Origin of the sequence: Runella sp. MFBS21, assembly GCF_029433105.1 — a bacterium.
Classification (GTDB): Bacteria; Bacteroidota; Bacteroidia; order Cytophagales; family Spirosomataceae; genus Runella.
Genome location: NZ_JARNTW010000005.1, coordinates 87,701 through 112,274, shown reverse-complemented (window position 1 = coordinate 112,274; position 24,574 = coordinate 87,701). Strand labels below are relative to the sequence as shown.

23 protein-coding genes are annotated in these 24,574 nt (G+C 40.6%); 6 read left to right on the top strand and 17 right to left on the bottom strand.

Annotated features, from left to right (window positions below):
* Positions 1 to 10: 10 nt before the first annotated feature.
* Entirely contained in the window at positions 11 to 3,082 is a 3,072-nt protein-coding gene (locus P1X15_RS13395; protein ID WP_277338636.1) for a SusC/RagA family TonB-linked outer membrane protein, read from the bottom strand.
* 294 nt (positions 3,083 to 3,376) lie between these two features.
* Positions 3,377 to 4,747, bottom strand: a complete 1,371-nt coding sequence (locus P1X15_RS13390; RefSeq protein ID WP_277338635.1) for a tryptophanase — start codon at positions 4,745 to 4,747, stop codon at positions 3,377 to 3,379.
* Positions 4,748 to 5,000: 253 nt separating this feature from the next.
* On the opposite strand from P1X15_RS13390, the gene P1X15_RS13385 reads away from it, so the two are divergent.
* Together P1X15_RS13385 and P1X15_RS13380 are read left to right on the top strand one after the other, a co-directional pair.
* Positions 5,001 to 6,107 (top strand): family 20 glycosylhydrolase, encoded by a 1,107-nt coding sequence (locus tag P1X15_RS13385; RefSeq protein WP_277338634.1) that lies wholly within the window; start codon positions 5,001 to 5,003, stop codon positions 6,105 to 6,107.
* Positions 6,108 to 6,169: 62 nt separating this feature from the next.
* Entirely contained in the window at positions 6,170 to 7,369 is a 1,200-nt protein-coding gene (locus P1X15_RS13380) for a DUF5009 domain-containing protein (RefSeq protein ID WP_277338633.1), read from the top strand.
* A gap of 266 nt (positions 7,370 to 7,635) precedes the next feature.
* Here the strand turns inward: P1X15_RS13380 and P1X15_RS32580 are convergent, their stop codons facing one another.
* A complete protein-coding gene (locus tag P1X15_RS32580; protein WP_409049683.1) occupies positions 7,636 to 7,923 on the bottom strand; it encodes a hypothetical protein in 288 nt (95 codons plus the stop codon).
* Between the two features lie 11 nt (positions 7,924 to 7,934).
* On the opposite strand from P1X15_RS32580, the gene P1X15_RS32575 reads away from it, so the two are divergent.
* Positions 7,935 to 8,168 carry a hypothetical protein gene (locus P1X15_RS32575; protein WP_409049682.1) on the top strand — a complete coding sequence of 78 codons (234 nt, stop codon included), beginning with the start codon at positions 7,935 to 7,937 and terminating at the stop codon, positions 8,166 to 8,168.
* Positions 8,169 to 8,301: 133 nt separating this feature from the next.
* Here P1X15_RS32575 and cas4 read toward each other — a convergent pair whose 3' ends face one another.
* The 12 genes from cas4 to P1X15_RS13320 form a co-directional block, all read right to left on the bottom strand.
* On the bottom strand, positions 8,302 to 8,874 hold the full coding sequence (gene cas4, locus P1X15_RS13375; protein WP_277338632.1) for a CRISPR-associated protein Cas4: 573 nt from the start codon (positions 8,872 to 8,874) through the stop codon (positions 8,302 to 8,304).
* A 72-nt stretch (positions 8,875 to 8,946) separates the two neighbouring features.
* Positions 8,947 to 9,237, bottom strand: a complete 291-nt coding sequence (gene cas2 / locus P1X15_RS13370; RefSeq protein ID WP_122934725.1) for a CRISPR-associated endonuclease Cas2 — start codon at positions 9,235 to 9,237, stop codon at positions 8,947 to 8,949.
* 42 nt (positions 9,238 to 9,279) lie between these two features.
* Entirely contained in the window at positions 9,280 to 10,275 is a 996-nt protein-coding gene (gene cas1 / locus P1X15_RS13365; RefSeq protein WP_277338631.1) for a CRISPR-associated endonuclease Cas1, read from the bottom strand.
* 4 nt (positions 10,276 to 10,279) lie between these two features.
* Positions 10,280 to 10,636 (bottom strand): type II toxin-antitoxin system HigA family antitoxin, encoded by a 357-nt coding sequence (locus tag P1X15_RS13360; RefSeq protein ID WP_277338630.1) that lies wholly within the window; start codon positions 10,634 to 10,636, stop codon positions 10,280 to 10,282.
* Between the two features lie 226 nt (positions 10,637 to 10,862).
* Positions 10,863 to 11,174, bottom strand: coding sequence for a type II toxin-antitoxin system HigB family toxin (locus P1X15_RS13355; protein ID WP_277338629.1), 312 nt, complete (start codon positions 11,172 to 11,174; stop codon positions 10,863 to 10,865).
* Between the two features lie 65 nt (positions 11,175 to 11,239).
* The gene (locus P1X15_RS13350) at positions 11,240 to 11,923 is read right to left on the bottom strand and encodes a CRISPR-associated endonuclease Cas6 (protein ID WP_310586018.1); all 684 of its coding nucleotides are present in this window, start codon (positions 11,921 to 11,923) and stop codon (positions 11,240 to 11,242) included.
* Complete coding sequence (locus tag P1X15_RS13345) at positions 11,907 to 12,365, bottom strand: transposase (protein ID WP_277338628.1); 459 nt, start codon at positions 12,363 to 12,365, stop codon at positions 11,907 to 11,909. Before P1X15_RS13345 ends, P1X15_RS13350 begins: the two co-directional genes overlap by 17 nt.
* 400 nt (positions 12,366 to 12,765) lie before the next feature.
* The gene (cas3, locus tag P1X15_RS13340) at positions 12,766 to 14,994 is read right to left on the bottom strand and encodes a CRISPR-associated helicase Cas3' (protein WP_277338627.1); all 2,229 of its coding nucleotides are present in this window, start codon (positions 14,992 to 14,994) and stop codon (positions 12,766 to 12,768) included.
* Positions 14,995 to 14,998: 4 nt separating this feature from the next.
* Positions 14,999 to 15,736 (bottom strand): CRISPR-associated protein Cas5, encoded by a 738-nt coding sequence (cas5, locus tag P1X15_RS13335; protein ID WP_277338626.1) that lies wholly within the window; start codon positions 15,734 to 15,736, stop codon positions 14,999 to 15,001.
* Positions 15,737 to 15,763: 27 nt separating this feature from the next.
* A complete protein-coding gene (gene cas7i, locus P1X15_RS13330; RefSeq protein ID WP_277338625.1) occupies positions 15,764 to 16,681 on the bottom strand; it encodes a type I-B CRISPR-associated protein Cas7/Cst2/DevR in 918 nt (305 codons plus the stop codon).
* A complete protein-coding gene (locus tag P1X15_RS13325; protein ID WP_277338624.1) occupies positions 16,671 to 18,149 on the bottom strand; it encodes a hypothetical protein in 1,479 nt (492 codons plus the stop codon). Before P1X15_RS13325 ends, cas7i begins: the two co-directional genes overlap by 11 nt.
* Entirely contained in the window at positions 18,083 to 18,484 is a 402-nt protein-coding gene (locus P1X15_RS13320; protein ID WP_277338623.1) for a hypothetical protein, read from the bottom strand. Before P1X15_RS13320 ends, P1X15_RS13325 begins: the two co-directional genes overlap by 67 nt.
* 456 nt (positions 18,485 to 18,940) lie before the next feature.
* On the opposite strand from P1X15_RS13320, the gene P1X15_RS13315 reads away from it, so the two are divergent.
* Positions 18,941 to 19,156 carry a type II toxin-antitoxin system HigB family toxin gene (locus P1X15_RS13315; RefSeq protein ID WP_277338622.1) on the top strand — a complete coding sequence of 72 codons (216 nt, stop codon included), beginning with the start codon at positions 18,941 to 18,943 and terminating at the stop codon, positions 19,154 to 19,156.
* The gene (locus P1X15_RS13310; RefSeq protein WP_277338621.1) at positions 19,153 to 19,509 is read left to right on the top strand and encodes a type II toxin-antitoxin system HigA family antitoxin; all 357 of its coding nucleotides are present in this window, start codon (positions 19,153 to 19,155) and stop codon (positions 19,507 to 19,509) included. The genes P1X15_RS13315 and P1X15_RS13310 overlap by 4 nt, the downstream gene beginning before the upstream one ends.
* An 11-nt stretch (positions 19,510 to 19,520) precedes the next feature.
* Here the strand turns inward: P1X15_RS13310 and P1X15_RS13305 are convergent, their stop codons facing one another.
* Both P1X15_RS13305 and P1X15_RS13300 read right to left on the bottom strand, forming a co-directional pair.
* A complete protein-coding gene (locus P1X15_RS13305; protein WP_277338620.1) occupies positions 19,521 to 20,483 on the bottom strand; it encodes a YafY family protein in 963 nt (320 codons plus the stop codon).
* 186 nt (positions 20,484 to 20,669) lie between these two features.
* On the bottom strand, positions 20,670 to 23,030 hold the full coding sequence (locus tag P1X15_RS13300; protein ID WP_277338619.1) for a prolyl oligopeptidase family serine peptidase: 2,361 nt from the start codon (positions 23,028 to 23,030) through the stop codon (positions 20,670 to 20,672).
* Positions 23,031 to 23,287: 257 nt separating this feature from the next.
* Between P1X15_RS13300 and P1X15_RS13295 the strand changes: the two genes are divergently transcribed.
* Complete coding sequence (locus tag P1X15_RS13295) at positions 23,288 to 24,574, top strand: acetyl-CoA hydrolase/transferase family protein (protein WP_277338618.1); 1,287 nt, start codon at positions 23,288 to 23,290, stop codon at positions 24,572 to 24,574.

Here is a 24,574-nt window from a genome sequence, read left to right as displayed (position 1 = left end):
TCTTTTAATGTTAAAACTTCAAGTTAAGGTTTACCCCAACTGTTCTGGTAGCGGGTACACCTGCCAATTCAAGACCTTGCGCATTTGAGTTGTTGTAAGTAGACTCAGGGTCAAGGTTAGGAGTGTGTTTCATCAAAATAAGCAGGTTACGTCCTACGATAGAAACCGACGCACTTTTGAACGGCGAACGGCCCAACACTTTCGAAGGAATGCTGTAATCAATGATAATTTGGCGCAACTTGAGGAAATCTGAACTATAGACGAAAGGAGTAGCGATGTTGTTGGCAATACGGCTTGCGTAATCTTGGGCAGATACTTTTACGGTATTAGGCTCCCCTTTTTCGTTAACACCTTTACCCACTAAGCCACCTTCACGTCCTTCAAGCGTTTCGACTGTCAAACCTCTACGATAAGCAAACGCATTTGTTCCTGAGAATAGATGACCTCCAAATTTACCATCAATCAAGAAGCTCAATCCTACGCCTTTGTAGCGGAAGGAGTTGTTGAGACCCAGTGTAAGTGGCGCTACCCCAGTACCATAGTTAATAAGATTTCCTTGAAGAGGAAACCCTTGAGCATCATGCACGATATTTCCAGCGGCATCTCTCTTAAAATCAAAGCCTTGTACTTGGCTATAAGGCAATCCTACCACATGATTGATGTAGGCTGTTCTGGTGCGGTTTTCATCCACCCGAATCGTGGCTAAATCTTTATAAAGCGTCACAACTTTGCTATTGTTGTAGCCCATGTTGTAAGAAAGATCCCAAGTAAAATCTTTTTTCTTCAACACGTTGAAATTAACCAACAATTCAATCCCTTTATTTTCAATTTCCCCTACGTTGAATAAAGCACTGCCATAACCCGAAGTAGCCGAAATAGTAGCACCTACGATATCGTTGGTGGTTTTACGAGTGTAAAATGCAAAATCAATACCTACCCGATTGTTGAACAAACGGGTATCAAATCCAGCCTCAAAAGTAGTTGAAGTAAGGGGTTGAAGCGATGCATTAGGTACTTGGCTAGTGCTAATTTGAGCCAACGGCGCACCTAAGTGAGCTCCTGAAAGACTATAATACAATGAAAGGTTGTAAGGGTCGGTATCACCACCTGCCTGCGCCCAAGAAGAGCGTAGTTTTAGGTAGTTGATGGCCGAAGGCAACTTCACTGCTTCTGACAATACAAAACTAGCTCCTACTGAAGGGTACAAAATGCTGTTGTTGCCTGAAGCTAGTGTAGAAAACCAGTCGTTACGACCTGTAGCAGTTACGTATAAGTAGCCATTGTACGAAAATTCAGCAGAACCATATAATGAATTGATACGTTTGCGTACGAGTTGTTCGCTTAGACCACGTCCTGCGGGATCGCTATTGGAGATATCATAAAAGAAGGGGATATTGAGCGCTCCACTACTATAGTTTGAATTGACGTAGGTTTGTCTCATTTGGTTACCTCCTAAGAGAACATTGAGACCGATTTTCTCAGAGAGCTTTTTATCAAAGCCCAACATCAAATCTGCGTTGGTTTCGGTGAAATTACGGTTGTTGACGCCATAGCCACCACGAAGGCTAAATGGAGTTCCGTAAGGGGTAATTTCTTGATAACGATAGTTGAAATTATCGAATCCAAGGCGTCCTTTGATATATAGCCAATCGGTGATATTGAAACGAGGCTCAAAAGTACCGATAATACGATTCTTCTTATCAGAGTTTTTCCATTCAGCTGCCGCATAGTAAGGGTTCTGAATGTAAATATTGTCAGACCAAGTGAGTTCATAGTTTTGGGGTGTCACTTGGCTTTCTTGCAAAGCAGCCACGCTCAAAGAGGTAGGCATGGCATTGATTGCATAAGTAGCACTTCCTGGAGAGTCAGACAAACGAGGGCGATTGGTGGCTTTTTCGATGATGTATTTTACATTCGATACAAACGACAGTCTTTTTCCTAAGTTGCCATTGACATTCAAAGCAAAGTTGTTTCTTCTTAGTCCCGAGTGAGGAATGACACTTTTGCTGTTGAGGTCATTCATTGAGAAGCGATACGTAACACTTTCAGTTGCTCCTGTCAAAGCAACAGAATTTGTGAAAGTACTTCCCAACTGATAGAAGTTTTCTTGATTGTCTTTTACAGCCGAATAAGGACGCGACTTACCGTCAAACTGAATCACGCTTGAACCATCAAGCTTTGCTCCCCAGCTATTAGAAGTCAATGCTTCCTGCACAGTAGTAGGTTTGAGGCCATTGTTCCCTGCACCGTATACGTACTGATAATTCTCAAACTTTTTGATAAGTAGGTCTTCTGCTACAAAATTGCTGTTGACTTCTACTCCGATGCCTTTACCCGCTTTACCTCCTTTGGTAGTCACGAGAATCGCTCCGTTTGAGGCACGTGATCCATAAAGAGCGGCAGCAGTAGCTCCTTTCAATACACTTATGTTTTCGATTTCGTCGGGGTTAAGGCTTGAGATACCATCTCCGCGGTCACCACCGCCCCACATACCCGCGTTTCCGAGGTTGTCGTTGTTGATAGGAATACCATCCACCACAATCAAAGGTTGGTTGTTTCCTGAAATAGAGCCATTTCCCCGAATCACAATCCGCGTAGACCCCGCTGGTCCCGAAGCAGGGGCCGAAATATTAAGACCTGCCACTTTTCCTTGCAAAGAGTTGGCCATGTTGTTGGTACGGGCTTGTGTCAAATCTTCTCCTTTGATTTCTGACACCGCATACCCCAATGCTTTCTTTTCCTTTTTGATACCCAAAGCCGTCACTACGACTTCATTCAATACATTGTCTTGGGCTTCTAAAGCCACGTTAATAACTGAACTGTTACCGACAGCTACTTCCTTGGCTGCAAAACCAATATAGCTAAAAGTCAGAGTAGCGCCTTTCTTTACATTGATGCTGTAGTCCCCCTTATCGTTGGTTACTGTCCCCTGATTCGTACCCTTGACTACAATGTTGACGCCATAAATTGGCTCTCCGTTACTGCTCGTTACTTTTCCCTTTACATCCACATTTTGAGCAAAGCTCAGCGTAGAAAGGAAAGAAAGTACAAGCAACTTAAAATAGAGTAGCTTTCTTTTCATTTGTAATAATTAGTTTAAATTAAGAAATAAAAAACGGAAAATATATTATTGCAAAGTAAATATTATTTTGGACAAATCGAATAGTACAATTTTTACCATTTATGATACTATAATTTCAAAAATGATATAAATTATCAAAATTGTATCCTTTCATTTGGGTTTTCAAACGACTTCAATCTTTATTTTAAAGGATTATATCTACAAACAAAAGGGATTAATCGCAAGCACAAGTGACCTCATACCTACTTTCAATCCCTCAACAATAGTAATACAATTTAAACCTACCCTATTTGATTATAGGGGCACTAGCAAAGCAGTAAAGTGACGTAAAAGGGGAGCTTCGTATGCTATTTTATAGCCTTTTATGTGTTGTTTTTTGCGGTAAGTTTCTATAATAACCTCCGCTACATAATCAATATGACTCTGGGTATATACCCTTCTCGGGATTGCCAATCTGACAAGTTCTAGAGGTGGTGCCACATGCCGCCCCGATGCATCATATTTGCCAAACATCAATGAACCAATTTCTACCCCTCGTACCCCTCCTTCGAGATAAATTTCGTTGCACAAAGCCACTCCTGGAAATTGGTGCGGCGGAATATGGGGCAGAAAAGCCTTTGCATCCAAATAAACAGCATGCCCGCCCGTAGGCATCATAATAGGCACTCCTGCATGGTGAATTTTTTCGCCTAGGTACTCAATGCTTCTAATACGGTATTTTAAGTACTCTTCGTCAAGCACTTCTTCAAGTCCTTGGGCAATCGCTTCTAAATCACGCCCTGCCAACCCTCCATAGGTCGGAAACCCTTCGGTCACTATCAACATGTTTTTGGCTTGCTGCGCTAAGTGGGTATCATTTAGAGCCAAAAAACCTCCGATATTGACCAAAGCATCTTTTTTGGCACTCATCGTGCAGCCGTCGGCATAACTAAAAAGCTCTTGCACAATCGAAACAATCGAGGCATTTTCGTAGCCTTTTTCTCGTGTTTTGATAAAAAAAGCATTTTCTGCAAAACGACACGCATCTATAAAAAAGGGAATACCATAGCGACGACACAGCTCGCTCGTTTCTCTAATATTTTGCATCGATACTGGCTGCCCTCCTCCCGAGTTGTTGGTCACGGTAAGCATACACAAAGGGATATTCTCCGCTCCTTTTTCTGCAATGAAATAAGCCAAAGCATCGATGTCTATATTACCTTTAAAAGGAGCTACTAATGCGGGGGTTTTGCCTTCTAAGGTCAAAAAATCTACCGCTTCGGCACCCGTAAATTCAATGTTGGCGCGAGTAGTGTCGAAAAATGTATTACTGACAAAATATTTGCCTGCGCCTCCCAATAAACTAAACAGAATCTTTTCGGCGGCCCTGCCTTGGTGAGTTGGGATTATAAAATCAAATCCTGTAAGTTTCTTGACCGTATGCTCAAATCTAAAAAAGCTACGGGAACCCGCATACGACTCGTCGCCGTCCATGATACCCGCCCACTGCTTGGCACTCATGGCCGACGTACCGCTATCGGTAAGTAAGTCAATAATTACACCTTCGGCTTTGATTAAGAAAGGATTGTAGCCCGCTGTCTCTAATATCTGCTGACGCTGGGCACGGCTAGTGAAGTAAATCGGCTCTACCGATTTGATTTTGAAGGGTTCAATGATGGTTTTCATTGTGATTGAATTTGAATTAATAAACTAAAATACCTGCCCGTTACAGGGCCGCATTCGTCTATAACGAGCTTCCTCGGTCTTTCAAAATCACAAACAAAAGCCACATTTCGTAACTCATAGATACCTTCGTTGGAACCGCAAAAATAACGAATTTTACTTATTTTAAAAGATGACAAAATCTGGTAGTCGATGCGGAAATATATCTGCAATTATCTATCTTTGGTTTCCTTACCTTTCGATGTGAAATGCCATTATGAAAAAACTGCTCTTTTCTATCTTCGTCTTGTTGTTGAGTATTGGAGGTCTCCAAGCTCAAACCAAATTGGATACCCTACTGCCCGTGCGAGGTTTTTGTATTGCCGCCCCGGAAAGCAATGAAATAGAGAATTTTATCAAGTTTATTAATGAAGAGCTAGCGCCGCGCCAAGTCAATACCATCATTTTGAGGGTTGATTACAATTATGAATTTAAGAGTCATCCTGAAATAAGGGATAGCTTGGCGTTGTCTCGAAAAGACGTAAAAAAATTGGTAAAAGCTTGCCAACAACACAACATTCATCTTATTCCTCAAATCAATCTTTTTGGGCATCAAAGCTGGGCGACCAAAACCTACAGTTTACTGAGGGTATACCCAGAATTTGACGAAACACCTCATGTCAAAATGCCCGCAAAATATGCTTGGCCCAACGATGATGGGCTTTACTGCAAAAGCTACTGTCCGTTGCATCCTGAAGTTCATAAAGTAGTACTAGCGCTAGTAGACGAAATTTGTGACGCGTTTGAAAGCAAAGCATTCCATGCAGGAATGGATGAAGTATTTTACATTGGTCACGACAAATGCCCTCGCTGCAAAGGCCACGATAAAGCAGAGCTTTTTGCGGGGGAGGTCAATCTTATCCGAAATCATTTGGCTCAGCAAAATCGGAAACTTTGGATTTGGGGCGACCGCCTCATCGACGGCAAAACCACGGGTATAGGCGAATGGGAAGCTAGTATGAACAATACCCACCGTGCGGTAGATTTGATTGCGAAAGATGTAGTAATCTGCGACTGGCACTATGAGCGCCCCGACCCCACTGCTGTCTATTTTGCTATGAAGGGTTTTAATGTAATCACCTGTCCTTGGCGCAAGCCCAGAATAGCCGTCACCCAAACCCAAGACATGCTACGTTTTAAGGAGATTGCCCCCAAAGATATGAAACCCCGTTACTTCGGGATGATGCAAACGATATGGTCGTCAAACAAATCGTTTTTGGAAGAGTTTTATGGTATAAAAGTAAACGAAAAAGCGGGAGAGAATACCTCTGCTCAATGTTTTAGGGCCATGTTTGACGAAATTAAGAAAGTAAATACTCCTTAAATTTGACTTACTTTTTGTCTTAATTCACTCAAGGTTTATCTAACTCCTAACCCATTCTTTCTGTGCAAACACCCCCTCTCAAGCGCATTCAATCTGTTGATACTTTTCGAGCCCTCACGATGGTTGCCATGATTTTTGTCAATGATTTTTGGACACTCACGGGCATTCCCTATTGGCTCCAGCACGCCGAAGCAGACGTAGATTTCCTGGGCGTATCAGATGTAGTTTTCCCTTGTTTTTTGTTTATTTTGGGCATGGCTATTCCTTTTGCGATACAAAATCGCCTTGCCAAAGGAGATACGCACCCTCAAATTCTTGTGCACATTATCAGTAGGTCGTTGGCATTGATTATCATGGGATTATTTACGGTCAATGTCCCCGACATCAACGAAGAAGCCACAGGCATGAGCCAAGAATTATTCAAAATTTTGATGGTAGTGGCGTTCTTTTTAGTATGGAATCTCTACCCTAGCCAAGAGCCTTCTCCCAAATACCTATTTAAGGGGTTTCAAGTGCTTGGCTTGGGCATTTTGATATATTTAGCATTTATTTTCAAAGGAAATTCTGACGGTAAACTGGTAGGTTTTGAAACCAAATGGTGGGGAATTTTGGGACTCATTGGCTGGACTTACCTTAGCTGCGCTATCATCTATCTATTGGCTTTTCCTAAACCCATTGTATTGGTAATTTCATGGGTAATCTTCAGTTTTTTACCCATTGCGGGTCATGCAGGTTGGCTCAAAAATCTCTGGCCTAGTGGCCCTCAAGATTGGATTTTGGCCAATGGAGCTTTCCATAGTTTTGCCTTTATGGGCATTATGGCCACTTTATTGTTAGAATGGTTTCAGGCAAAAAACCGAAAAATACAAATACCTTCGGTGTTTACCATCATCGGAATTGGACTTATCGTGATTGGCATTTTGCTGCACAACTTTTTTATAATTTCCAAAATCCAAGCTACTCCTACTTGGGTTTTCTTGTGTAGCGGTATTGCATTCATTCTTTATGCTTCGCTATTTTTTTTGTTGGATTTACAAGACAAAGGTCGTTGGTTCCAATTTATCCGAACTGCTGGTACCAGTACTCTTACCTGCTATGTACTTCCGTATGTATACTATAGTGTAGTAAGTTTTATACCTTTTCGTTTACCCTCCTTTTTGACGACGGGTAGTGTGGGATTGGTAAAATCCTTTTTATTTTCGCTAATGATTGTCGGCATCGCGACTTTGCTAGGACGTCTACAAGTAAGATTAAAAATATAAAGGTGTAGCAGCGTTGCAGTGCAACGATGTCATTCCGTAACAGCGTTGCCATTCCGTAACAGCGTTGCCATGCCATTCCGTAACAGCGTTGCCATTCCGTAGCAGCGTTGCCATGCCATTCCGTAACAGCGTTGCCATGCCATTCCGTAACAGCGTTGCCATGCCATTCCGTAGCAGCGTTGCCATGCCATTCCGTAGCAGCGTTGCCATGCCATTCCGTAGCAGCGTTGCAGTGCAACGCTGCTACACCTGTTTCAATCCATCTCTTATTGGAAATTGCTCTGGAAGAGATTACGCAAACCAATGGAGAATGGGACATAGACATGTTTCAATCCATCTCTTATTGGAAATTGCTCTGGAAGAACTACGTCAATTGAGAGGGCATCATATTGACTTAATGTTTCAATCCATATCTTATTGGAAATTGCTCTGGAAGACTCTTCTCCCATAAGCAGCCAGTCAAGACTTACATTGGTTTCAATCCATCTCTTATTGGAAATTGCTCTGGAAGCTTTATTTCTTTCATTATCTTTAATAACTTCGATTCGTTTCAATCCATCTCTTATTGGAAATTGCTCTGGAAGATGAAGACGGCGTAGGTGGTGGAGTTGTTGATATTCGTTTCAATCCATCTCTTATTGGAAATTGCTCTGGAAGTGGCCATGTACTGGTGCTGTGCATCTTGCCATATGAAGTTTCAATCCATCTCTTATTGGAAATTGCTCTGGAAGCCGTCAGCTTTGCTAATGACCTGATTACAAATATAATAACTGCATTTTGCTTTTGCTCCTTTTCTTAAAAATAGTACGTCAATGAACGCTTTTTTTGCCATTTTTTTTACTTTTTCCGAATCCATAACTCACTTACTATAAATCACTTACTCTTTATTTTTGAGCCTCTAAAAATAAATTCCCGCTCGGACTTCCCCGTCCCTATCGAATACACAAGTTTCGGTAGGTACATTCCACACAACGAGCTTTGTACTTTGTCGCTTTGGGGTAAAAATTGTTACCAATAATATGTTCTATTGCTTTGGCGGCCTCTTTTACGCTTTGAATATTTTCTTCCGAAATAGGTACTTCCACCAATTTATTTCGACTGCGGGTGTAAACTAAATACCCTTTCTCAACTTTCTTCCCAAAGTTTTCTTCAATCAACCACGCATAACAGTACAATTGTGTTTGGTAGGTTTCATAGACCCTATCTTTGTACTCGGCAAATTTGTAGTCCAATGGAGTCATTGTTCCGTCAGCCAATTCCAGTACTTCATCTACCCTACCACGTATCAGATCATTGGTAAGATACTGGTCAATGTATTTTCCTACTGCACCAATACGTCGTCGCAAATAGTCCTTGTTTTGCTCCAATTTCAAATCGTGCAACTCACGCCCTCGCATCACTTTGTAGTTTTTCTCCTCATATTGCGGAATCGCCAGCACGTACTCAAAATAAGTAAATCTCGGACAGTAAAGATACTCAATAATATGAGACGGTGTCAAGGTCATTTTGAATTAGCCGCCGCTGCGGTCAAGTTTTAAAGTGACGAATATCGAATGAATCCAATTTGCCTTCTTCACTCAAAAAAACAGTGCTCTCACTTGGTCTGTCACAAGGTCTTTGTCAAAGGCTTGTCCCAACAAATCCGTTGACCGAAGTTCGTCTTTGCTCATCGGAAAAATATACACCTTGTCTTTGACTTCATCTATCAACTCCTCAATTTTGAGACGTAGTGTGTCTTTTTCGTTGGCCGTGAGTGTTCCTAAAAAACACGAATACTGTACTCGGTACAGACCCGCTTGCTCGCAAAGTTTGGCTACTTTGGTGCGACTGCGGTCTTTTTCGATGTCATACAAAACCCAAATAATCATAAATAAAAGGAGTTTATAGGTCCCTCTCCAGTGAGGAGAAGGCTAGGATGAGGTTATTAAGGCATTAGCAAAATTGTGTGCATCAAGTTGGATAATGTGGCTTCGAACCAGATTTCGCCCACGGTATCTGATAGGCTCATCGTCCACAAATTTGGAAAAACTCATCACTAATAGTTCTTTTCCCGTTTTGTTGAGACTCACACCGTTTTGCAATTCGTCCAAATGAGACTTGTTTACTTTTTTGGCCGAAAACAACCGAAATACCACCTCATCTGCAAAAGCACGGTATGGCTCAATAAAGTCAAACACCATGCTGAGTTGGTTGTAATCGTCGCGGTGCATAAAACCAACGTACGGATCCACTCCTGCCACAATCAACGCTTTTTCGATTTTGCTGTACAAAATTCCGTACGCATAGTTCAAAAACGCATTGAAGGCATCTTTGGCGGGGCGCATGCTACGCCCATTGAAGGTATTTTCTTTGGGCAAAACGTAACTCAACGTCTCAAAATACAACCGTCCTGCCGTGCCTTCCAAACCACGTAACGTATCTGCAATCTCGCTAACCGCTGACGCATCCAAACTTGAAATAGAAACCGAAAGAGCCTCAATACGAGTCACTTTATCATTCAGATAATCAAGATGTTGGGGGCGGTGTTTTTTCAAATCTTTGATAAACAATAACTGGTTATCCAACTTCGCCATGAGCCAACTTTTCACCCACGTCACCCCTTCTTTCCCCAGACTTGCTTCCAGTTGTCGCTTTCGGATTTTGGTCGTACTGCCTAGCTTACTGTGCCATACCCTACCAATAGGGTCACCCGATTGTTCAATAAACAAAATGTCCACGTTGTGCATCATCGCCAGTTTGATGGCATCAGTACTGAGCGCTGAACCAATCGCCAAAACAATCCCTGTCACTTTCAACGCCGAGTAATGCTTCTTTTCAAGTTCGCCTTTTTCATTCTTTTTCCGAATCTCAAACATATCGTCTTTGACGTGGACGTAGGTGCCGTAGGTATTGATGTGGAGTTGCATATTATTAATTGAGTAAGACTTGTGCGGGTATTCCAAGCCGTTCGTGAAACAGTTTTGCCAGTTTTAATGTCAGCGGTTTTTTACGATTTAGTAAGGCTGACACATAACTTTTGCTTCCAATCCAGTCTGCTAAGTCTTTACTTTTCAGTCCCCTTTCTTCCATTTTTAACTTTATAGCATCAATCGGGTCAGGAACAGGGATTTGAAAATGAACGTCTTCATAGGCCTTCACCAACAGCAAGGCTACCTCCAGACGATCTCCTTCAGTCGTATTGAGAGCAGGTTTACTGTCAAATTGCTCATCAATCCACTCCATCATTTGTTCGTATTCTGCGTCATTTTTAATCGGCTTGAGTTCCATAGTTCAACAGTTTCAATTCTTATTCTAGTGGAATGTGTTTTTAAAGTTTTTTTTCATTAGCAAATTCTCCAAATCTATCTCTTTGTTTCAATCCTTATTCTATTGGAAGTTGCTTTGAAAGCCTTAAAGCCCGCCGTTAGAAGAGCGGGGGTAATTTGTTTCAATCCTTATTCTGAATTGAAACCAAAAGGGCAATTTTGGATGTACATTGGATTAATATATTACTTTATTTAGCCTTGAATCTTATCGTTTTTACGTCTATTAAATCGTATTCGGTATGGGTGCCAAACCACTTTATCTGAATGACTTTATACTCAAAAACAATCCTGACCACTAGCCGATAATGGTTTCCCATAATGTTAAAAACAACGCGGTCATCACCCACTAAACTGGCATTTCCGTAAACCGTCTTCAATTCCTGAAAGTTTTTGAACTCATACAGAATCATTTCATTGTACCATTCCTGCAAAGCATTGGTAGCTTTTGGATACAGAAGACAATAAGTAAGTAACGTTTTACGTGCAATGATATTAAACATATCTATTTGTCTAAAAGCCAAAAATACAACAATGTTCTCTAAAAGTGAACTTTTGTTGCTTAAAACTAAAATCTGCTGATTGTTCCAAACCCCCGCGCTACCGATTTTCCCAATCCAATACCATCGGGCAGGGTGGCATTTACCACAAAATCGCCCGTAAAGGCCAGCATGGTTTGGTTTTTAAATTGTGTGGTGGTTTGACTCTGAACATTGAGCAAAATCATGAGTCGTGGCAAATCGGGTTGATACGCCCCTACTCCTTTCAGAAAAGCCAAAATATTGTTTTGTAAAATTCGCTGCAACAACGCTTGCTGCGCAGGTTCGTCGGCATTCAAATACTCAGTATGATTGGCCTGATTGAGGGGCATCCAAAGTGTCTCGAAACGGTATTTGGTAAGCACATTACCTACGTCGATGGAAACTTGTTGGTGGTTGATGTGCTTAGACAAAATTGGATATTCTCGCCCGTCAATGTCCAACGTTCTGATTTTCAGGAATAATTCCACCAACAGTTGCGCTCCTTCGCTCAAACCCACCAACGTAGGTACACGGTTGATGACTTTGTACTGCACCAAAGGATAAGCATATCGTAGGCGACCGTCGTCGTAATGATTGTGCAATAAAGGAGAATGTTCCTTAAAAAAATCACCAAAATACCCCCGCAATTTATGGGCGTCCCGCGTGCGCAGGACTATTTCGGGGAAGGTGACGGTGGTGATGGGGATTGATGAATCAGAAATAATTTTCATCGTCTTTCCAATTTTTAGGATTATTGATGATGTAATTTTGGATGTTATACAATTCTTGTTCGTTGCGGATTATTCGGTCATAGAATTTTGGTTGCCAGGCAAATGCTGTTGCATCGTTGCACTGCAACGATGGTACGCAGTGCAACGATGCAACAGAGGCCACAGGTGATATAATAGCCAAAATCCCATGAATATGATTAGGCATGACCACAAATTCGTCCAAAACGATATGCGGTGAAAACTGCGGTATTTTATACCAATTATCGTGTACAATCTGCCCGATGTCAGACAATATCATTTGATTGTCAACGATTTTACCAAAAAATGGCAATCTGTCTTTGGTACAAATCGTCACAAAATACATTCCTTCATTGCGGTAATCATACCCTTGCAACCGAAACGATTGACGCCGATACTGAGAATAGTCATTGGAGTGAGGCATAGAAATAAAAGGTTTATGCTTAAAAACACGGTTTGCTATCATCAGTTGAGACGTTATTGGGTTGATTTGGTATCTTTTGGTCGGGGTATTATCACGTTTTATAATGGTCTTATTGACATCATTTCATTGTTTCAACATGTAGCATCGTTGCAGTGCAACGATGCCATTGCGTTGCATTATTGCCATTGCCTAACATCGTTTCAACATGTAGCATCGTTGCAGTGCAACGTTGTCATTGCGTTGCATTATTGCCATTGCCTAACATCAATGCCAGTCCGTTGCATCATTTGCCATTCCATAACAACGTTTCAACATGTAGCAACGTTGCAGTGCAACGTTGCTACAGCGACGGCCATACCCCCAAAATATCTTGTGTATGTAGGGGGCTTTGAAGGTGAGGTTATGGCATTACACATTTACCTCGGTCAGAGCCCTTTTTTAAAAACTTTAGACCTGTTTCATAATTATACTCACAATCAAAATAAGTAAACCATTTATCTTTTTCACGTTTTGGATCTGCCCAAATCTTTTTCTTTCTAATTGAAACCTCATGTAAGCTTTTTTCAATATCTGACGCTTTTATAAGCGATTCTTTAAACTTCAAAGGAATTATATTTACGGAATCTAAGCCTTCACGGGTATAAGTTTCCGACGAGCCGTCATTATCCTTAATATAATGTAAATGCCCATTATCACCTATTTGTATTCTATGATAAGCATTTAATCCCTCTTGATATGCTTTTTCTAAGGTTACATCATACTTATCATAAACTAAATTCACCAAGTTGGTTAATTGCTGTTCGGTTAATTTTTGCCCTTTATGAAATTTCAATATCTCAAAGGTCTTATTCAAAAAGTCTTCTTTGTTGTAAATCCAATCTTCTGACTTCTGCTGATGCTTGAATACAATTATTTTAGAATCAACCTTTTTTCTTTTTCTATTTACTCGTCCGGCACGTTGAACGATGGCATCCATCGGAGCGTTTTCCGTAAACATTATATCAAAATCTATATCCAAAGAAACTTCAACTACTTGGGTAGCAATTAGTAAAATTGGGCTGTCATTACCCTCAATCGTGGTAATTTCCTTTTCTTTACTGATACGGTCTTTTTGGATGAATCGTGAATGATAGCAGATTACGTATGCTTTTTTACCTTTGTAATGTTCATACAACCTTATGGCTTCATCTACGGTATTTACTACCAATAAAACTTTATTGTATTTGTTAAGTGCCTCAATAATTTCACTCTCCAATTCATCTACCAACTCTTCCCGAACCTCAAAACGATTTCGAGTTTCGTTTAGTAGTTGTCTGTCTTTGATGAGAGACTCATCACCAATTTCAAGCGTCTGTTTTAACAATACCTGTAAATTTTGAGGCATTGTAGCTGTCATTATAAAAAACTCCGTTTGAAAATCTCTTTTGAGATATTTTATTGTAGTGATAATCAAACCTAATGTATAAGGTTCATACAAATGAATCTCGTCAATAATAACTTTGGCTTTGAACAAATGGAAGGTTTTTATTTCCCAAAAACCCAGATTAAATCCCTGTGTAAGCACTTGATCAATGGTGCAGATGTTTACATTTTTGAAAAACGTTTTGTCTTTTAGATAGTCTTTTTTCTCAAAAGTGTCGTCTAAATTTTTCTGATACAGATAGGCAGACGAATGGACCACGGCACAATTTTCTTTTCCAAAATAATTGATAAGTCGTTGATAAATAGCATTGGAAGTAACTCGTGTAGGAAGCAAGTAAACAATTTTATCAAACTCATTTTTCTGTGAAGCCCAAAGTAACGCCGCTTCTGTTTTGCCGCTACCCGTTGGCGCAATTGCTAAAACAGAGCCTGTTTTGAAGCTTTCTAACTGAAATATCCTAAACCCTTGAAAATTCTTTTTGGCTTGTTGCTTTATTTTTTCCTCTAAATCTGTTCGAGTATAAATATGCCCTTTATTTAGATTTCGATGCTCTAATGGTGCGGAGGCAGTCCAATCAGCGATATTGAGTAAGGCTTTATAGAAAATGTACCTTGTGCGAATTGACTTTGAAATCTCATTTGCTTTGTATTTGTTGAAAAACTGCTCAAACCCTGTATATAGGTGATTAACTCCGTTTTCAAGGTTCTTCTCAAAAAGCCTTGATAATTGTTGCCCCAAATCAGTTCTTATAACATTTTGATTATTCGCTTTCAGTTGCTTATTATACCAGTCAATCAATACTTTTAAATTTTCTTCGGACACAGTAATCGACGCAAAACTATCTTGAGACTTAAACAGTTCATCAGTTAATGGCTTATGGTGGCTAAATACTGCAAATAAGCTTTCGGGTTCGGCTTTATATGCTGATTGTCCATAAAGCAATAGTACCATTCCCGATAAAAATTCATGTCTGATGTAGTTAGAATCGTAATCCTTTTTCTTAGAAAGGACATCCTGAAAGTTATCTGCAACTTTTCCGAGGTCGTGAAATAAGACGCTTAGATATGATTTTACCCAAAAATCATCTGAAAGATTAAGCTGATGGCCGTACCTAATTCTAAGTTGTTCCCAAATTTTTATCACGTTTTGCGTATGCGTAACCAACGACTCTCGTGGTTCTGACTTTGCTAATATCTTTTCCAGCATTAAATCAAAAATTTATGGGGAATACAGGAATAAAAACTTCGCTTAGTATTTCGTCTTTTGGTTGATAAATAACACCCTCCTTATTGATGTTCAGCTCAAAAGGTTCGCCAATAAAAGACAAGGTTTGTCGTTTGGTTACATTTCTCATGCCGTAATCTGAGGCGTAGTTAAACTGTATAGGCAAATCATAAGTGATTGGTTCAGAAGTAGAATACATTGAAAAACTCAGCCCGTTTCCTGCATTTTTTAAGACTTCTCCAACTATATCCCCGGCAACAAGACAATGTGAAATCACTTTTTTCTGTTGGGTCTCTGAAATCTGCTTGGTACTTACAACCTTTGCCAGAGAATCGCTATTACCCATACTTAGGGCATAGATAGGATTTAGAAACGCCTGTTCTAATTCAATCATTTTTGTCTTGTCGTCCGAACCAAATACTACCACAAAATGATTGTCAAAAAGTATTTCTTTTTTCAATATGCTGGTAGGATTCTTGTCTTCTAAGGTTCGGTACTTCCATAGGTCTTTTGTGTATCCTAAATTTCGACCATAAACACCTATTTGTAAAATGCTGCCTTTGCAATATAGTTGAGCAGATTTTGGACTCAAACCCAAAGCTGCCCCCACCAAGCCAATCAGCGTAGTAGGGGGTGGAAGTTCAAACGATTTATGGAAGTTTTGAAACTCTGGGTTTCTAAACGTTGCCGTTTGATTCTTGATTTCGATGGCACAATAATACATAGTGATTTATCAGTAAAGTATTTGTAATCATTCTGTTATGCCATAGTATCTTTTTACCCAAGATTCGATTTTAGAAAACCCGTTTTTTAGGTTTGTTACACCTTCTCCTAAGCTAAAAACCGCCTCTTGTGCTGCGAATACTGAATCTTCTATAAATGATTCATAGTCAGTTAGTACAGAGTTTAACTTATCAAAGTTAATTTGGCCATTTTTATCAGCATTGACCGCTTCTAAAAAGATAGGATTTTTTACTTTCATACAAGCCGCCGCTATGAACTTAGGCGAAATGTCTGCTAAGAAACGTGTCTGTCGCCCACTGCTCCACAGGTTTCGAAAGGCATTGAGAAAAGCTAACACACGCTCTGATTTTTGTTTGTTAGTTAGTTCCCCTTTTTCAAACCCCTGCCCGGAACCAATACGGTCTAACTCAATCAAAATCGTACCTCTGTAAATACCAGAATGGATTTCAGTTTCAAAAATATTAGGCTGAATGTCTTCCCCATTTTCTTTTTTATGTCCTTTTCCCATAAAATTGGTTGCATAATCCAAGTCACCTTTATAATTTGTCAACGCAACCAGTGATTCTACTCGAATTGGCGAGGTCCTTACTACCGAAGTTCCCTTACCTTTTTCTTCCTTTGATGGCGCGGCATCCATGTAGCCAAACAAATCATCATCAATAAAATCTACAGGTCGTATTTGTGTTTTAGGCGCTCCTTTCTTTGCGCTCGCTTCTTGAATTGGTGACAGTTCGTAACCTATTTCTTCCAACCTGTCCCGCAATGCCCTACGTAAGGCTTGTGATGAAACGTAAGGTAACTCTTCCCCATTGGCAAGGGTTATTTTTTTGATGGGATTGATGTTATCAACCTCTTTATCAGCGCCATTTAAACTGGCAAACGATACTTTTGATAAGTAAGTAATAGTGATACTGTTAGTTTTCATTTTTGGGTTCGTTTTGGGGTTTTAGGGCAAAATTGATTTTACTTAATGCACTGATAATTGTGTATTGTTTGATGAAAACGAAGGTATCATCGTTAAGACCAGATTGAAGTTCTTCGGCCATTCCTACATCATATTTGTTCAAAATCCGAATGATAGCCTCTCTAAATTGTTCGGCTGTGCGGGCTTTATGCAGACCGATAATGTAGGTTCGAGCATCTTTGGCATTGGCTTTTTTAATTTCAATTTTGTTTTCAGGATTTTCGAAGTCGAGAATAGCCCAGCCAATACTTTTCCCGAGATTGATAGCTCGGTTTTGCAAGGTTTGAAATTGTTCTTTGTCCATATTTTGATTTATTATTGGTTCATATATTTCAAGAAATTTTACTAACATATTATAGTCTTTGTACCCCACATTTTCATCAGGCTTGAAGAGGCAAATGAAACAGTCGTAAAAAAGAGTTTTTATTTCGTTAACGACTGATTTTTGTTTCAATACTTTGCATAGCACTTCGTTTCTTAGTTGTCGTTCAAGGCGACATTTATCTCCAAAGCCTCTACTCGAATGCTGCATTTTCTGAAATTTTAAACTTCTTAGGAATTGATTAAAACTCAATCCATTTTTTTCGGAATAAGCAATAAATTTAACTATGAATTTAAATTGATTAAACGTTTCAAAGGAATTAGCCCTAAAAGTCCCGCTGAACTTATCAGCTTGAAATGTCATGATTTGAATACTATAATTTTCTTTCTCAATAAAATTGAATAAATCATTTAATACTTCATTGTCAGGATTTTGTCTATTGAAAAGTATTTTCTTGTAGATAGTGTAAATCAGCATAAATAGCTTTTCATGTCTTCCGATGAAGTCATCTTTTATGACCGTATTATCATCTTTTTTAGGGCTACCAAATTGATACGGTTCAAAATTTGATATATATAAATCTGCTTGTAATTTCAGAGAAGGTTTGAAAAACGATCCATAAATCCGATAGTATTTTTTTAACGCTAAAAGGTCATTGGAGTAGAAAAAGTAACAAACAAGCTGCTCATATTTCGAAGACAGGTAATGGTAATAGCAATATTTAGGTGAAAACCGCATCAAAATCATGGACTTCCAACTAACTTGTAAATCCTTTGATTTTGAGAAAGAATTAAAAGATTGGTCACCTTGTAGTGATGCAAAAGCTAAATTGTTTCCAATATCTATCAACTTATCAAACTTTTCACCTGTTAAGAAGCATGGCACAGCTTTCTCTGTTGCTTGAAGATATTTATCGTCGAATTTAATTAATCTGGGAATTGTAGTATAGGGCTCGTTAAAATAGATAACACTACCTATATCCAATTTTTTTTCAGTAAAAGTTTCTTCAAATTTTGAAGCGAGTACTGGGTTGGATTCTCTTAATTTGGCGATTGTTGACTGATTGCTTTCATGGATTGTATTTTTAGGTCGTCCATTTGTAAGCAATAAAGGCAGTCCATAACTTTTGATTTTAGGAAAAGGGAAAACTTATCTTGTGTAGCATCGTAAAAGAGGTTACATTTTATTGAATTTTGGGCATTTTTGATTTGTTCTGACGTGACTGTATCATAGACCTCCCGTCCCATTACATAATATACCTCCTCCAAAATTTCTAAAAGTTTTGGGCTGTTTACAATCAGTTTATGGACTTGAAGTTCAAAATAAAGTTCGTTATCGGATAAGCTTTGTTCTTCTTTATATCTATTCAAATAATGCTCCAAGGCAATAATACCTGTATTTAAGAATACGTTGGATGTGCGGTTGAATTCTATGGTTTGCATAAATCTATTCCTTTTATCTGCCCCAAAGTAACAAACTCCTATTGTCAATTAATGACAATTGTTATTTTTCTGTCAAAAATTTATCTAGTGGTAAAATTAAAGATACACTTTGGATTGTGTAAAGCATTAAAAAAAAACTAAATACTCACTAAATAGACAAAAAGCCCAGCCCCACCAAACACCCTCTCGACCCTCAATTCAACAGCGTAGAAGAATCCGCAAAGGCCAAAACGGAGTATTTGGTGAAGGCGGTTTTGAAGGGAGTGGATTTGTCAAGTTTGAAGAAGTAGGTGTATCTTCCCTTCTTTAAGTTATATTTTTGGAAATTTATTACATATTTGGGAATTTATTTCCCGTATTTGACGTATGGTTATTATCGCTAAATCTGCTTTAGTGAAGTTTGGTGAAAAGCACGCAGATGCCATTGTACCTTTGTTAGAATGATATGACAATGTTTTGCAGGCAGATTGGGCACATCTTATGGATGTAAAATCCACTTTTAATTCGGTTGATTTTGTAGGAAATGACCGGTTTGTGTTCAATATCAAAGGGAATCGTTATCGCTTAGTTGCTTTAATTCACTTCTCAATCCGTACCGTTTATATAAAATTCATTGGTACTCATGCTGATTATAACAAAATAGATGTTTCAACCATTGACTACAAACCATGAAAATCAACAACGAAGCAGACTACAAAAAAGCGTTTGAACTGTTTGATGCTTTAACGGCGGTTATGACTGACAATCCCCAAAAGCAGGCCGAGGCTCGTTTGATAGCTGAAGCAATTCAGGCCTATGAGCAGGAGTTTGTGATGTTTCCGCGCCCTTCTACACTTTCGGGAATGATTGAACTCAAAATGTACGAGATGAAACTCAAACAAAAAGATTTGGCGGAGCTTTTAGAAATAGAGGCATCACGGGTATCCGAGCTGTTGAGCGGAAAAAGGAGGATTACGCTTGATTTAGCAAAAAAACTTCACGAACGTCTCGGTATTGATGGCAATTTTATCTTAGAAGTTGCCTGAAAATACCAGTTTCAATACCCCATCCCCGCCACAATATCATTCAAATAATCTTTTAGCCCTTGCGGCTGCATGACTTGAATATGTTTGTGAAGTCCTAAGATAAAACGACCTAAGCCCCTAAAATCCCGAATTTCTACCCCTAATCGAAAGGTAAAAGGTTCTTGGTTTCTGAGCCGCTCCATGTACGAGCGCGTTGCGGGGTATTCTTCCACCAAAAGCTGATAAGCCGTAGAAGTCAAGTGCAATTCCACAAAGATGGGTTCGGGGCCTGTCCACCCAAAAATGTCTATCTCTGCCGAAACTGAGGTGTTTTCTTGTTTCTGCCGCAGTAATTCTATGTCTTCGATGCGGCTTGTTTTGAAGGTTTTTACGATTTGACTTTGGGGCTCGTAGGCATTGAGTTGTGAAAAATCATCCGTAAAACTCAACGGCTCCACCAAGCGGTCGGTGACGGTATCCGAGTGTGAAGAATGATAGCGTAGCAGCCGCACTTGTAGTTTGGCTTTGATGGCTTCGTTGAGTTGGGTGACGATTTGGGCACGATGTCGGTCGAGAAGCTCCGCCGCAAGTGGCACTAGCTCAGAAGTCAAATAGATTTTACGCTCAATACTGGCATAAAAAGGGCTGGACGTTTTCAGTCCAGCCAATAAGGGTCGCAACAAAGCCGTTTCTTCCAACGTGAAGGTAATTTTGGAAGTCTCGGCTTCAAAAATCCAATAGCGGTTTTGGTCGTCGTGATCGAGCAAATACCCCAATTTTTCCAACAATTTCAAATACCGATACAACGAACGCGGCGAGGTATTGACGGCCCGCGCCAATTGCGGCACCGTCCGTGGGCGCTCTTTGAGCAAGCTGATAAGGCGCAATACGCGCTCTATTTTGGCCTGTTCGGTGTTGGGTATCTTCTTTTGAAAAAACGGACATAAATACGATGATAGAATTAAAGGGTACTTTCTAAAAAAATGACTTTCCAAGTTTCTTTCTACTCGCAAGCTAAACTTGGAAAGTCTGACTATGTCCTCAAAAGTGACTTTCCAAGTTTTTTTCTACTCGCAAGCTAAACTTGGAAAGTCTGACTATGTCCTCAAAAATGACTTTCCAAGTTTCTTTCTACTCACAGGCTAAACTTGGAAAGTCTGACTATGTTTAGAGTAACGTCTTTATTTAGCGTTCAATTTTTCTTTAAACAACTTCAAAATCCGCTTGTACTCGTCCATCCAGCTCGTGGCTTCCACAAAACCGTGGTCTTCCATTGGATAAGAAGCCATTTCCCAATTTTCTTTTTTGAGCTCAATGAGGCGTTGTACCAAACGATACGAATCTTGAATGTGTACGTTGACATCTACCATACCATGACAAATCAAGAGGTGGTCGCGTAGGCCCGCTGCATGATAAATCGGCGAACTACGACGATAAGCCAGTGAATCGGTCTGTGGCTCGTTGAGGATATTTGATGTATAGCCGTGATTGTAGGCCGCCCAGTCGGTCACGGGCCGCAGTGCCGCCCCTGCTGCAAATACACCCGGCTTGGTGAATAGCGCCATCAAAGTAATAAACCCACCATAAGAGCCACCGTAAATCCCTATACGTTTGGGATTGATGCCGTGTTTTTCGACCAAATATTTAGCTCCGTCCACGTTGTCATCCAAATCTTTGCCTCCCATAAAACGGTAAATACCCGTACGCCAATCGCGGCCATATCCTGCCGAAGCTCGGTAGTCCATATCCAAGACGGTATAACCTTGATCGGCAAGTAAGTTGTGAAACATATATTCACGAAAATACTGACTCCACCATTTGTGAGCGTTTTGGAGATAACCAGCCCCGTGTACAAACACCACTGCGGCACCATTTTTCTTTTTAGGAACGTACAATCGCGCATAAATTTCGGCACCGTCCGCCGCTTTTACTTTCACGATTTGGGGCTCACGCCAAGCATAAGACTTAAACTCACTGCTCAAAGAACTAGTAAAAGCCTGAGCCGTGGCATTGGGCTGATTGTCTTGCAAATACAACTCCCAAGGCTTGGTAGCCGAAGAGTATCGAATCAACAATTTTGACTCGTCGGGCGATAATGCGGCGTCGTTGGCACCGACCATAGTTGTCAGCCGAATGCGGTCGCCACCCGTTGCTGCCATTTTATAGAAATGTTGTTCGCCAGGATGTACTTCGTTGGAAGTAAAATAAATCGTCTTTTTATCTTTGGAAAGCTCGGCTTGTTGTACCTCAAACTTGCCAGAAGTAAGGGCTTTGCGCTCTCCTGTACGGACATTAATGGTATACAAATGCGAGTAGCCTGTGGCTTCCGAATGAAATATAATCGTCTCTTCATCCAACCAATCGAGCCAATAGCTACCGGGGCCTCCTACCCACGCTTCATCGCGCAAGCGATCCAATACTTTCAATTTCACGGTAGTGGGGTCAAGGAGCGCAATCCATCTGTCTTTGTTGTCTTGCGCACGGACAATCACCACTGCATATTTGCCATTTTCGGACCATTGAATACTCGTAAACTGGACCTTGCGGGCAGTTGCTTTTTTGGAAGTATCAGCTTTATAGTCTTTCACGTAGTCGGGCTTGTCGGTGATTCCCGCCAAATCTTTGACAGAAGCCTCGCGCACCGTATCTTTCTGAATATCGTATACAAACAATTGTGCATTCATTAAAGCAGCCCCTACCTTGGTTCGAGCCGGAATATCTTCCGTAAATCCTGATTCAGTGACATAATTTGGCACAATGGTATTTTTTGCATTGCCTACTGCTTTTACAGCTCTATAAATAACAAAATCCCCCTGAGGCGAAAGCATCACATTGTCGATATTAGCGTCGTTGGTAGAGATTTCCTTGGGGCGTTTGGGCTGGTTACTCTTGGCAATCTTATCGCCTTCTTTTTTCTTGTCGGCGCGTTCTTTCAAAATCTCAAACATCGCCAATTGATCATTTTTGAGCCATTTTTCTTGCTCACTAGGAGTCGCTTCTGGTTTTTTGGAACCCGCCACAAAATTGGTAAGTTGTACCAACTCGCTCGTAATCAGATGCAGCGAAAAAAGATTCAATCCTCTTTTGAAAATGGCCCGACTTTCATCACCGCTAAATTTCACATTTGATTCCACTTCAACTGTGTTGGTCAACCGTCGCGTTTGTCCAGATTTGAGTTCCATCCAATACAAGTCTCCATTTTTTTCAAAAAGCTTTTGGGTACGCGCCTTATTATAATCGCCGCTTCTTCCGGGCAAGGCAAGACGCTCAGTAGGAGTGACTTTACGGGTTTGTTTGGTTGCGAGGTCGTACACGTAGAGCGAATCGCTAGTGGCATTGTCGGGATTCCAACTAAAATACACCTTTGTGCCGTCTTCGCTCCAATAAGGACTACTTGGAGCTACGCCTATCCACTTAGGGTCGCGCATGATTTTTTCGACCGTAAGGGGAGCTAAAGTTTGTGATTGTACATAAAAACGACTTAAAAAAAGGGGAAGAATGGCCAAAATTACCCTCCAAGTTGGTTTATATAAATGTCTCATAAATAAGGGTGATGAAGAGTTTAATCGTTAAAGATAGTGTTTGAACTCCAAAGAAAATGAATCCTTCGCACAAAACTATATATAGCGGCTATATCCTTTATTTGAATAGATAAAAACTGGAAAAAATGAGTGACTGCGTAGAATTAAAACTTGCCAAGTTTATGTTTTCTAGCTATATTGAAACTGCATTATGACGGTTGTCATTTTTTGCTTTGCCCCTAACTTTTAGCATTGCGTCTTATCAATATTCTCGCACCATGCGTCCAAAAATTAGTTATATTTCTCCCCAAGAAGCCCTCTCTTGCGTTGAATCAGGTCAACGCGTTTTTGTACAAGGAAGCGCCCAAACGCCCACTTTTCTATTGAAACATCTCGCCCAAGAAGCCCCGCGTCTACGCGATGTAGAGATTGTCTCGATTACGGTTTATGGCGATATTTTTGTGGATAAACCTGAGTACGAAGGGCATTTTCATGTCAACTCGCTGTTTGTATCACAGAGCATTCGCAAAGCCGTCAATGAAGGTCGCGCCGACTATGTACCGGTATTTTTGAGCGAAATCCCTCAGTTGTTTGGTCAAGGTATCTTACCCATTGATGTGGCTTTGGTACATGTCTCTCCTCCCGACCAACACGGTTATTGTTCTTTGGGGCTATCGGTCGATATCGCCCGCTCTGCTATCGACAATGCCCGTTTTGTGATTGCGCAAGTCAATCCCAATGTACCTCGTACGCATGGTGATGGCATCATTCATGCCAGCAAATTCCACGCGATGGTATATTGCGAAGATGCCTTACACGAGGCTAGTTTTGGCGGTACGGTTTCGGATATTGACCAAAAAATAGGGCAATACGTAGCCGAACTTATCGACGATGGCAGCACCCTTCAAATGGGAATTGGATCGATTCCTAATGCGGTGTTGCAATGTCTTCATAATCACAAAGACCTTGGCGTGCATACTGAAATGTTTAGCGACGGGCTAGTTGATTTGTTTGACAAAGACATTATCAACAATAAACATAAAGTCATTTATCCCAACAAAACAGTGACGGGTTTTGCCCTTGGTACCAAACGCCTCTACGACTACGTCAACGACAATCCCGCCTTTGCGTTTCTGGATATTGATTTTGTAAATGAGCCCCACATTATCAAACAAAACCCCAAAGTAGTTGCCATCAATAGTGCCGTAGAGGTGGATGCTACGGGCCAAATATGCTCCGATTCGATAGGCACGTACCAGTATTCTGGTGTGGGGGGGCAAATGGATTTTATGCGAGGAGCAGCGCTGAGCAAAGGTGGTAAACCTATCATTGCCCTGCCTTCTCGCACCCAAAAAGGCATTTCCAGGATTGTTCCATATCTCAAACAAGGCGCTGGCGTAGTCACTACCCGAGCACACGCACACTATATCATCACCGAATATGGCGTAGCTTATCTCTTTGGTAAAAACCTCCGTCAACGCGCCAAAGCACTCATCAGTATCGCCCACCCTGACGACCAAGAAGCCTTAGAACGCGCTTGTTTCGAACGCTTTAAGTCATTTTAA